This is a genomic window from Sphingobium sp. TomMM35A (assembly GCF_054771735.1).
Genome location: NZ_BSRC01000002.1, coordinates 850,671 through 860,612, shown reverse-complemented (window position 1 = coordinate 860,612; position 9,942 = coordinate 850,671). Strand labels below are relative to the sequence as shown.

Genomic DNA, 9,942 nt, shown 5'->3' with positions numbered 1-9,942 from the left:
CGCCCTCTCCTTCCATCTCGCTTTATTCATCCGCGGCGGCTTTGCTTGCTAGCGCCCGGTGCTCCTCACCTTATCCATTCGGCGGAAAATACAGTCAACAGCAGCGGCAATCTCTTTCGTGCGCGATTCCGCCTGCCGCTACGCATATCCCGAATAGAAGCGGGCGCTTCCCGCAAAAAGCGCATTGAACAAATGTTTTTTTCTCTTATCCTGCGCCGCAAAGCTGCCGACCGGATTTCGCGGATCGGCCGCGCAAGCAATGAGAAAGGAAAGAGGATGTTGCTGAAGGACAAAGTCGTGATCGTCAGCGGCGTGGGCCCCGGTATGGGCCAGGCGCTGGCCCGCATCGCCGCCTCCGAAGGCGCAAGCGTCGTCCTCGCCGCCCGCAACCAGGCCTTTCTCGATGAAGTATGCGCCGACATCACGGCAAAGGGCGGCAAGGCGGTCGCCGTCGCCTGCGACGTCAGCGATGAGGGTCAGTGCAAGGCGCTGGCAGAACGCGCCTCCGCGGAATTTGGCGGCCGCGTCCATGGCCTCGTCAACAGCGCTTATTATCATGGCGACTGGTGCTTCGTCGACAATGCCGACATTGGCGACTTCACGAAGGCGTTCGACGTCAACTGCGTCGGCGCCCTCCGCCTTACCCGCGCCTGCATCCCCTATCTGCGCGATGGCGGCGCAGTCGTGAACGTGTCCACCATGGCGTCGGTCAATCCCTATGGCCACGAAGGCGGCATGGAGATGCCCTATGCAGTGGCAAAGGGCGCGCTCAACACCCTGGGCAAATATATGGCCAGCGATCTTGGCCGCCACGGCATCCGCGTCAACACCTGCCGCATGGGCTGGATCCATGGCGAGCCGGTCGAAGGTTTCATCACGTCGCAGGTCGACGCCGGGTTCAAGCGCGAGGATGTGGTCGCTGGCGTTACCAAGAACATCCCGATCGGCATCATCCCGCCGGAAGATGACTGCGCGCGCGCCGTCCTGATGATGATCTCGGACTATTCGCGCGTCGTCAGCGGCGCTTCGCTCGACGTCAACGGCGGCCAGTGGATGGCGCCCTGATCCTTAAGGGAGGTGGCCGATGTTCAAATGCATCGCACTGCTCAGGCGCAGGCCGGATCTCTCCCGCGAAGCGTTCATCGACTATTATGAAAGGCAGCACGCGCCCCTGATCCGGCGCCTCCTGCCGGGCATAGTCGATTATCGCCGCAACTATGTCGAACTGGAGGGCGCGTTCCTGTTTCCGGACGCCGCCCCCATCGACTTCGACGTCATCACAGAAATATGGCTTGCCGACCGCGCCGCCTATGACCGCTTCACCGCCGCCGCCGCGCAAGAGGACATCGCCCGGCAAATCGCCCAGGATGAGGAAAATTTTCTGGATCGTGCGGCAACCCGCATGATGGTGGTCGATGAAAAGGGCGCGGACATGGCCAAGGCCATCACCCCGCAGGCGCTGCTGGACGAACGGGAGATCATGCGCGGCTTGTCCCGCTTCGCCCGCATCCTCGACAACAAGCAATGGGATCGCTTGAGCGATGTCTTCGCCGATGATCTCAGCTTCGATTATGGCACGGGCGGCGATCAGCATGGTATGGCGGCGCTCACCACCAACATGCGCCGTTTCCTTGACCGCTGCGGCGGCACCCAGCATCTGATCGGCAGCATCCTGGTGGACGTCGAAGGCGATCGCGCGACGAGCCGTTCCTATGTGCAGGCCCGGCACCAGCGGGTGGACGACCCGGCTGGCCCGATCTTTGATTCCAATGGCGAATATGTCGACCAGTGGGAACGGCGTGCCGAAGGATGGCGTATCGTGCGCCGAGACGCGATCTGGGCTGCGCATACCGGCGACCCGATGATCCTCCACGCTGAGCCCGGCAATCTCGGCTGACAGCATCAGGAACTCAGATTTTTCCCCTCTCCCCTTTAGGGGTCGGCCAGAGGCACGTGACTCTGGCCGAGGTGGCGAGCGACGCGAAGCCGGGAGAGGGGGACATCGCGCCGATCCCCGCACTCCCCCTCTCCCCAGCCCTCTCCCCTAAAGGGGAGAGGGAGCACGTACTTAAAACACTCCGTTCATTAAAAATGGGTAGGCGCTAAACTCACGCCACCTCGGCAAAAGGCAGACACACGCTGTCGAACCCCAGCACATGTGCCACCCGACCCAGTCCAACCCAGGCCGCAACACTATGCGCCAGGTCCACGATCTCCTCGTCGGAAAACAGCGCATGCGCCCGTGCCCAGAAATCCTCATCCTGGGCGATGGACTTGGGCTCCTGCGCAAAACGCTCGGCAAATTCGATCGCCGTCCGCTCGCGCGGGCTGAACAGAGGTGATGTCCGCCAATTCTCGACCGCCGCGTAAAACTCCTCATCCGGCGCTGGCCCATTGTCGGCGACCGTATGCGCGGGCCGTTGCCCGGACGCGGCAAACATCGACTGCGCATCCCGCGCCGCCCGAAACTGCTGACAGATCACGCAACCATTGATCTGCGCCGTGCGCGACCGTGCACCCTCGAACTCGCGCAGCGACAACAGGCTGTGCTGATAGACCGCCTTCGAAAAGCCGCCTGCCGCCGCCATGATCTCGCGCGCATGATTACGCGATGCATAGCCATAGGGATCGGCGGCGTCCTGCTCGGGTAAGTCGATACGGATCATGGCATCTCTCCTTATGTCGCTATCTTGTTCACCGTTCGCTGTTCAATCGACCCCCGGCGCGCCAGGGAACTGCACATAATATTGGCCGGTCAGCATGCCGCCATCGACGGCGATCTCCGCCCCGGCGAGATAGGAAGCCTCGTCGCTCGCCAGGAACAAGGTCGCGCGCGCGACCTCTTCCGGCGCACCAACGCGCTGAAGCGGCACATTGCCAAAGCGCTCATTGACCTTCTCGCGCGTGGAACCGTCGTGATTCGTCATCACCGTGTCCACGCCGCCCGGATGCACCGAATTGACGCGTATGCCTCGATGGCCAAGTTCCAGCGCAGCGACCCGCGTCAGCCCGCGAACGCCCCATTTGCTCGACGAATAGGCGGCAAGGCCGTTGGCGCCCTTCATGCCGTCGACCGACGAGATATTGACGATCGCGCCCTTGCCCCGCGCGATCATGCCCGGCGCGACAGCCTTGATCCCTAGAAACTCACCAGTCAGGTTGACCTTCAACACACGCTCATAATCGGCCAGCGTCGTGTCCAGCAATGTGCGGAACAGCAGGATGCCCGCATTATTGACCAATATGTCGACGGGGCCAAGGTCCGCTTCGACCGTCCGGACCAGATCGGCCCAGCCTTCCTCGCTCGTCACATCATGGCGGTAGAAGCGTGCGGCGTCCCCCAGCTCGGCGGCCAGTTGCGCGCCATCTTCCTCCAGCACGTCGGTAATCGCGACCTTCGCGCCTTCCTCGGCGAACAGGCGGCTTGTCGCGGCACCCATGCCGCGAGCGCCGCCTGTGATGATTGCAACCTTGCCCTGCAAACGGCCCATCAATTCCTGCCTCTCCATCGCTTATCCCGCCGACTGTTACGCATAACTGCGTTCTTTTCCGCGTCGGCGGCTCTATACGCGTGGATAAACCCCGGCAGGATCGAGGGCAACTGGAATCAGGGGTCTCCCCCTTCAGGGCGTCAGGAAGCGCCGGGCAGTTCACCCAACGCCACATAGCGCGGCGTGCCGTCCTCCCCGATCTCTTCGGTCAGGATCGACGTGATGCGGCTGACCGACTCTGCAATCCACCAGCGGCCGTCCTGCTTGCGATAGACGTCCTGATATTCCACCGCGAGCCGTGTGACCGAACGGGTCGCAAGGATGATCGTGCGGAAATTGAGCGACCAGCGCCCCCGCGCCTCATCGGAGCTGATCAATTCTATGTCCGCGTTCGTCGCATGGTGGATGTCATAGACACCGCCCCCCATCGCCATCTTCTGGAATATGGCGATGAATTCGTCACGATCGGTGAACAGCGGGAAATTCTGGTAATCCAGCCTGATGCCCTGCGGCAGGAACGTCTCGCGCAGTTCATCGACCAGCTTTAGGTCGCAGGCGCGCAGATAGCGCGCCTTCAGCTGGCGGATTGCGCTGACATCTTCCAGTGCCGTGACACGCGCGGCTAGTTCTTCCATATTGATCGACATGATACTCTCCTTGGGGCTTGGCCCCCTGTTTTTCGCGAAAGGGTCAGACCATGGCTGACCGGCTCGTTTTTTCTAGCCTGCGACGACGTCCCGCGTGATCTTGGCGATACCGGCCTCATATTTGAGGTTATGGACGGACACCGACGTTTCGACGCGCTGCACCCCCGGCATCGGCCGTATGCGCTCCGTCACCAGATCGTTCAACTGCTCGATGTTGGTGAACAGGCCCATCGCCAGCAGGCTGTAACGGCCCAGCAGCACTATGACGCATGTGATTTCCTCAAGGTCCGACAGGCTGCGCGCCAGTTCGGACACTTGCGACGGGTCGGCGTCGATGCCCATCATGCAAAGATTGGGCGATCCTGCCATGCGGAAATCGGTGACGACCGTGAACTGGATCAACCCCTCATTCTGCAACCGCTTGACGCGCGTGCGGATCGTGCCTTCGGTGACGCCCAGTTCCGCGGCGATCGCCCGGTTCGAAATACGCGCGTCACGGGCTAGCTTTTCGACAATGCCCTGGTCCAGCTTGTCCAGGCGCGCCCAATCAGCCTTCCCCGTCACAGCGGCACCACGTTGAATTCATATTTCACGATGTCCACCGCCACCCCCGACCTTATGTGAATGACCCCATCGACGCTGGCAATGCGATCGAACAGCATCTGCTGGACCTCGCCAAAGTCACGCAGCGCGACGAGCAACTCCACATCATGTTCGCCGCTCATGATATTGACGCTCAGCACTTCGGGAATGGCGGCGAGTTCCTGACCGACATCCTGAACGCTGCGGCCCTGGACCTTGACCCCCAGGGCGATGATCACATTATAGCCATGGGCTGCAAAATCCGTGACGGCCACCACCCGCATGGCGCGGGCATCTTCCATCTTCTGCAGCCGGGCTGAAACAGTGGCGGCGGTGACGGAAAGCCGCTCCGCAATTTCCTGGTTGGTCGCGCGGCCGTTGGTCCGAAGTATCTCTATGATATTCGTGTCGAGCGTATCCAGCGATGGCGGCGTTGTTTTCCGCCCGCTTCTGATCTGCATTCTTGCCCCGCCTTCAAAAATGTAGCTGGTTTGATAGCGCGCACTTACGCACAGCACCAGACTCAATGCTGTTACCGCCGCTATTTGCTCATTTTTTCGCCGCTCCTCCTGCTATATTTCAGCAGGATGGAGCGCCTTGCGCAGGGCGGCGACGGCGTCGCGTTTCATCTGCAGAACGGGCGGCGCATCTGGCAGCACGTCGAAACCGTGGTAGGCGCCCGGATAGACATGCAGTTCGGCCGCGACGCCCGCTTCGATCAGCCGCCGGGCATAGTCCATGTCCTCGACCAGGAAGAGGTCGAGCGCACCCACGCAGATGAAGGCGGGTGGCAATCCCGCCAGATCCTCCGCCCGTGCAGGCGCTGCATAGGGGGATATGTCGGCCGATCCGGGTTCCTGCCCCAGCAGGCTCCGCCAGCCAAAGGCGTTGGCCTGCGGCGTCCATACGAACGCGCCCAGATGCGCAGGCAGCCGCGTGATGCAGGTGCGGTCGTCCAGCATGGGGTAGATCAGGTTCTGATGCGCGATCACCGGGCCGCCCCGGTCGCGCGCCAGCAGCGCCAGCGCCGCGGCCAACCCGCCGCCCGCGCTCTCCCCGCGCACGGCGATCCTCGTGCGGTCTATGCCCAACTGCTCCGCGTTGTCATGCAGCCATTGTAATGCAACATAGCAATCCTCCACCGCACCCGGCGCCACCGTCTCCGGCGCAAGCCGGTAATCGACCGAAACAATGAGGGCGGAGGCGGAACGCGCGAGCTCGATGTTGGACAGGTGGTTGGTCGCCACAGATCCCATCACATAACCGCCGCCATGAATATGCACCACGGCAGGCAGCACGCCTTCCGCATCGGACGGACGATAAATCCTCACCGCCAGTTCATGGCCGCCAAGCGCAGCGATCCGCTCTTCCCGCCACTCAACCCCGCTACCTTCCGGCTCGGGCACCGCCGCGCTCATCTGCTCCATCCCCGCCCGGATCGCAGGCAGGCTCTCCGCCGTGAGTTCGAACGAGGGCATGAAGTCCAGCCCCGCCAACAAGCTCGGGTCAATCAATTCACGCATTCTTCTCTCCTATTTCCTATTTTCCTATTTTCGTTTTCAGCGCGTTCTTCTCACTACTTCCTTCACGCAATCCACCGCGTTCTTTGCGCGTTGTTGTGGTGTTGTTCCTGCGTCTATTTGTTTTTGCTGTGGTATTTCGACGCTGAGTGGAGTGTTGGGGTTTAGGGTTTGTGCGAACGCTGTGATGTTGAAGCTGCCTTGTCCGGGGAGGAGGCGCTGGATGCCGGCTTCATGTTCGATGCTGTCTGGATCGATGGTTGCGGGTCCGTCGGAGATTTGGGCGATGGCGATGGCGGGGTGACGGAGGAGCGCCATGCTGGTGTCTGCTTCGCCGCCACGCATGATGTGGAGGAGGTCGGCTGTGACCTTGATGTCGGGGCGGCCGGCGCGGGCTATTTCCTCGAGGGCGGCGCTGAGGGTCCGGACCTGGGAGGGGGGATAAAATTCGAGTGACAGGGCGATGCCGAACGAGGCGGCGAGTTCGGCGAGTTCAACGAGCCTTTCGGTGCGGCGGACAGGATCGCGGTCGTAGCACAGGACATTGGCAAGGGGCGCGCCCAATGCTGCGCCGGTTTCGAGCGCGGGAACGAAGTCCTGGGGGTTGGTACGCCCTGCCATGGTGAAGGGGTAGATGAGGTCGACCTTGACCCCGGTGGCGGCGAGCGCGTCGCGGGTCTTGCGCAGCGCCTGGGGATCGCGCACCAGGTCATAGCTGGGCATGGCGGGCAGCACCTCCATGGAATGGAGGAACGGGCAGATGCCTTCACACCCTACCTCTGCGGCGATCTGCGCCAGTTGCCAGGGGGTGGTGTCGGTGACGGTGATATGGTCGAGCGACAGGCGCTTGTCGGCCATATCCTCTCCTCTTTTGGCTTTGCGTGCGAGCGATGCCGGGCGCGAATGGACGCGCCCGGCGGCATGTCAGGCCGCTGTTGCGCGTTCTTTCAGCATGTCCAATGCGACATCGACGATCATGTCTTCTTGCCCACCGACCATCTTGCGGCGGCCAAGTTCCACCAGGATGGTGCGGGTGTCTAGGCCGTAGGTTTCGGCGGCCTTCTCGGCATGGCGCAGGAAGGAAGAATAGACCCCGGCATAGCCAAGCGCCAGGGTTTCGCGGTCGACCCGGACCGGGCGGTCCTGCAGCGGACGAACGAGATCCTCGGCCGCGTCCATGAGCGCGTTGACATCGCAGCCATGGTTCCAGCCCTTGCGGTCGGCAGCGGCGATGAACACTTCCAAGGGCGCATTGCCAGCGCCCGCGCCCATGCCGGTGAGCGAGGCGTCGATGCGCACCGCGCCGCATTGCGCCGCGACGATCGAGTTGGCGACGCCAAGCGAGAGGTTGTGATGGGCGTGGATGCCGCGCTGGGTCTCGGGTTTCAAGACCCGGTCATAGGCTTCGAGGCGGGCCTTCACCCCATCCATGTCGAGCGCGCCGCCGCTGTCGGTTACATAGACGCACTGCGCGCCATAGCTTTCCATCAGCAGCGCCTGCTCGGCGAGCTTCTCCGCATCGATCATGTGGCTCATCATCAGGAACCCTGAGACGTCCATGCCAAGGTCGCGGGCGATGCCGATATGCTGTTTCGAGACATCGGCTTCGGTGCAATGGGTCGCGACCCGGACCGAGCGCACGCCGATATCATAGGCGCGGCGCAGTTCCTCGACCGTGCCGACGCCCGGCAGGATGAGCGTGGTGAGAACCGACCGGGTCAGCACCGAGGCAACCGCCTCGAGCCATTCCCAATCGGTATGCGCGCCAAAGCCATAGTTGAAGCTGGCGCCATTGAGGCCGTCGCCATGGGCGACCTCGATCGCGTCGACGCCTGCGTCATCCAATGCCTTGGCGATCGATTTCACATGGTCGATGCCATACATGTGGCGGATGGCGTGCATGCCATCGCGCAGCGTCACGTCCTGGATGTAGAGCTTGTCGCCCGCCTCGACGTTGAACGGCTTGTTGGACTGGGCGCTCATGCTGCCACCTTCTTTCCTTCTGCGATGCGCTGCGCGAGCAGCTCGCCGGTCGCCTTGGCGGCGGCCGTCATGATGTCGAGATTGCCCGAATAGCTCGGCAGATAATCGCCCGCCCCTTCGACCTCGAGCAGGATCATGGTCTTGATGCCGGTGAACTCGCCGCGGCCGGGGATGGTGAGCTTGTTATTGTCGCCAAAGCGCTCGAACTGCACTTCCTGCTTCAAGCGATAGCCCGGCACATAGGCCTGGACCTTCTTCACCATGGCTTCGACCGAGGCGCGGATGGTCTCTTCATCAGCGCCTTCGGACAGGGTGAACACCGTGTCGCGCATGATCATCGGCGGTTCAGCCGGGTTCAAGATGATGATCGCCTTGCCCTGCGCCGCGCCGCCGACCTTTTCGATGGCGCCAGCGGTGGTGCGGGTGAACTCGTCGATATTGGCGCGGGTGCCAGGCCCCGCCGAGCGCGAGGAGACCGATGCCACGATCTCGGCATAATGGACGGTCGCGACCTCAGAGACGGCAGCGACCATCGGGATCGTTGCCTGTCCGCCGCAGGTCACCATGTTGACATTGCCCGCGTCGAGATTGGCTTCGCCGTTGACGGTGGGGATGGTGTAGGGGCCGATCGCGGCGGGGGTCAAATCGACCACCTGCTTGCCGTCCTTGCGCAGCGCTTCGTCATGCACCTTGTGGGCGTAGGCGGAGGTCGCGTCGAACACGATGCCGATCTCAGGGTAAACGTCCATCTTCATGAGGCCTTCAAGGCCCTCATGGGTGGTGGCGACGCCGCGCTCGCGCGCCATGGCGAGCCCTTCGGACTTCTCGTCGATGCCGACCACGGCCACCAGTTCCATATTCTGGGGATATTTGATCATCTTGATCATGAGGTCGGTGCCGATATTGCCCGACCCGATGATCGCCGCCTTGACCTTGCCCGTCATTCTTCACTCCTCACGGCATCGCGACCGGGCGATGCCCACTTCGATATTCAGATAAAGCGCGCGGTGCAGCTGCCGACCCCGTGGAGCTGCATCTCGAACACATCGCCTGGCGCTGCCGGTTCGAGTGGCACCAGGCTGCCCGACAATATCACATCGCCAGCCTCCAAGGTAACGCCATAGGCACCCAGCGTATTGGCAAGCCAGGCGACCGCTTGCGCGGGCGAGCCCTGCACCGCATGGCCATAGCCTTCGCTGAGCGGCGCGCCATTCTTGGTGACGGTGACGTGGAGATTGGGAAGGTCGTGGTCGCGCGGGTTCACACGCGCCTCGCCCAGCACATAGACGCCGCAGGACGCATTGTCGGCGACGGTGTCGACGATGCCGATCTTCCAGTCCTGGATGCGGCTGTCGACGATCTCGAAACAGGGGACGATGCTGTCCGTCGCGGCGATCACATCGTCCGCCGTCACGCCCGGCCCCTTGAGGCTGTCTTTCAGGATGAAGCCGATCTCGGCCTCGGCGCGCGGGGCGATGAGGCCGTTTGCCGCGACATCGATGTCGCCCTCGATATACATGCGGTCAGTGAGGAACCCGAAGTCGGGCTGGTGCACGCCCAGCATGTCCTGCACCGCCTTCGACGTAACGCCGATCTTCTTGCCGATGACCTTCTCGCCATCGGCCTTGCGGCGTTCGAGCGCGCCAAGCGAGATGGCATAGGCGTCATCGATGGTGAGCTCAGGGTGACGCGCCATCAGCGGCGGCACGGTGCGCTTGT

12 protein-coding genes are annotated in these 9,942 nt (G+C 62.6%); 2 read left to right on the top strand and 10 right to left on the bottom strand.

What is annotated here, in order from left to right:
* Positions 1-276: 276 nt before the first annotated feature.
* Positions 277-1,065: an SDR family oxidoreductase gene (locus ACYU8T_RS16960; protein WP_461160389.1), complete on the top strand. Its 789-nt coding sequence runs from the start codon at positions 277-279 to the stop codon at positions 1,063-1,065.
* A 19-nt stretch (positions 1,066-1,084) separates the two neighbouring features.
* The gene (locus ACYU8T_RS16955) at positions 1,085-1,897 is read left to right on the top strand and encodes a nuclear transport factor 2 family protein (protein ID WP_461160388.1); all 813 of its coding nucleotides are present in this window, start codon (positions 1,085-1,087) and stop codon (positions 1,895-1,897) included.
* A 211-nt stretch (positions 1,898-2,108) separates the two neighbouring features.
* Here the strand turns inward: ACYU8T_RS16955 and ACYU8T_RS16950 are convergent, their stop codons facing one another.
* From ACYU8T_RS16950 to ACYU8T_RS16905, 10 genes are all read right to left on the bottom strand, one after another.
* The gene (locus ACYU8T_RS16950) at positions 2,109-2,666 is read right to left on the bottom strand and encodes a carboxymuconolactone decarboxylase family protein (RefSeq protein WP_201516702.1); all 558 of its coding nucleotides are present in this window, start codon (positions 2,664-2,666) and stop codon (positions 2,109-2,111) included.
* Positions 2,667-2,708: 42 nt separating this feature from the next.
* Entirely contained in the window at positions 2,709-3,491 is a 783-nt protein-coding gene (locus tag ACYU8T_RS16945) for a glucose 1-dehydrogenase (protein WP_247229436.1), read from the bottom strand.
* A 140-nt stretch (positions 3,492-3,631) separates the two neighbouring features.
* Positions 3,632-4,138 (bottom strand): nuclear transport factor 2 family protein, encoded by a 507-nt coding sequence (locus ACYU8T_RS16940; protein WP_461160387.1) that lies wholly within the window; start codon positions 4,136-4,138, stop codon positions 3,632-3,634.
* A gap of 72 nt (positions 4,139-4,210) precedes the next feature.
* The gene (locus ACYU8T_RS16935) at positions 4,211-4,702 is read right to left on the bottom strand and encodes an Lrp/AsnC family transcriptional regulator (RefSeq protein ID WP_097093353.1); all 492 of its coding nucleotides are present in this window, start codon (positions 4,700-4,702) and stop codon (positions 4,211-4,213) included.
* Positions 4,699-5,181: an Lrp/AsnC family transcriptional regulator gene (locus ACYU8T_RS16930; protein ID WP_097093352.1), complete on the bottom strand. Its 483-nt coding sequence runs from the start codon at positions 5,179-5,181 to the stop codon at positions 4,699-4,701. Before ACYU8T_RS16930 ends, ACYU8T_RS16935 begins: the two co-directional genes overlap by 4 nt.
* A gap of 111 nt (positions 5,182-5,292) precedes the next feature.
* The gene (locus tag ACYU8T_RS16925) at positions 5,293-6,243 is read right to left on the bottom strand and encodes an alpha/beta hydrolase (RefSeq protein WP_461160386.1); all 951 of its coding nucleotides are present in this window, start codon (positions 6,241-6,243) and stop codon (positions 5,293-5,295) included.
* Between the two features lie 36 nt (positions 6,244-6,279).
* Positions 6,280-7,098: a sugar phosphate isomerase/epimerase family protein gene (locus ACYU8T_RS16920; protein WP_461160385.1), complete on the bottom strand. Its 819-nt coding sequence runs from the start codon at positions 7,096-7,098 to the stop codon at positions 6,280-6,282.
* Positions 7,099-7,164: 66 nt separating this feature from the next.
* Positions 7,165-8,223 carry a 4-hydroxy-2-oxovalerate aldolase gene (gene dmpG / locus ACYU8T_RS16915; RefSeq protein ID WP_461160079.1) on the bottom strand — a complete coding sequence of 353 codons (1,059 nt, stop codon included), beginning with the start codon at positions 8,221-8,223 and terminating at the stop codon, positions 7,165-7,167.
* The gene (locus ACYU8T_RS16910; protein WP_097093809.1) at positions 8,220-9,167 is read right to left on the bottom strand and encodes an acetaldehyde dehydrogenase (acetylating); all 948 of its coding nucleotides are present in this window, start codon (positions 9,165-9,167) and stop codon (positions 8,220-8,222) included. Before ACYU8T_RS16910 ends, dmpG begins: the two co-directional genes overlap by 4 nt.
* A 47-nt stretch (positions 9,168-9,214) precedes the next feature.
* Positions 9,215-9,919 carry a fumarylacetoacetate hydrolase family protein gene (locus ACYU8T_RS16905; RefSeq protein ID WP_461160397.1) on the bottom strand — a complete coding sequence of 235 codons (705 nt, stop codon included), beginning with the start codon at positions 9,917-9,919 and terminating at the stop codon, positions 9,215-9,217.
* Positions 9,920-9,942 lie beyond the last annotated feature (23 nt).

Bases quoted from the DNA above. Each gene is read 5' to 3' on its own strand.
- ACYU8T_RS16920 (WP_461160385.1), bottom strand. From the start codon at position 7,098: ATGGCCGACAAGCGCCTGTCGCTCGACCATATCACCGTCACCGACACC.
- ACYU8T_RS16945 (WP_247229436.1), bottom strand. From the start codon at position 3,491: ATGGGCCGTTTGCAGGGCAAGGTTGCAATCATCACAGGCGGCGCTCGC.
- ACYU8T_RS16925 (WP_461160386.1), bottom strand. From the start codon at position 6,243: ATGCGTGAATTGATTGACCCGAGCTTGTTGGCGGGGCTGGACTTCATG.
- ACYU8T_RS16930 (WP_097093352.1), bottom strand. From the start codon at position 5,181: ATGCAGATCAGAAGCGGGCGGAAAACAACGCCGCCATCGCTGGATACG.
- ACYU8T_RS16940 (WP_461160387.1), bottom strand. From the start codon at position 4,138: ATGTCGATCAATATGGAAGAACTAGCCGCGCGTGTCACGGCACTGGAA.
- ACYU8T_RS16910 (WP_097093809.1), bottom strand. From the start codon at position 9,167: ATGACGGGCAAGGTCAAGGCGGCGATCATCGGGTCGGGCAATATCGGC.
- ACYU8T_RS16960 (WP_461160389.1), top strand. From the start codon at position 277: ATGTTGCTGAAGGACAAAGTCGTGATCGTCAGCGGCGTGGGCCCCGGT.
- dmpG (WP_461160079.1), bottom strand. From the start codon at position 8,223: ATGAGCGCCCAGTCCAACAAGCCGTTCAACGTCGAGGCGGGCGACAAG.
- ACYU8T_RS16905 (WP_461160397.1), bottom strand. From the start codon at position 9,919: ATGGCGCGTCACCCTGAGCTCACCATCGATGACGCCTATGCCATCTCG.
- ACYU8T_RS16955 (WP_461160388.1), top strand. From the start codon at position 1,085: ATGTTCAAATGCATCGCACTGCTCAGGCGCAGGCCGGATCTCTCCCGC.
- ACYU8T_RS16950 (WP_201516702.1), bottom strand. From the start codon at position 2,666: ATGATCCGTATCGACTTACCCGAGCAGGACGCCGCCGATCCCTATGGC.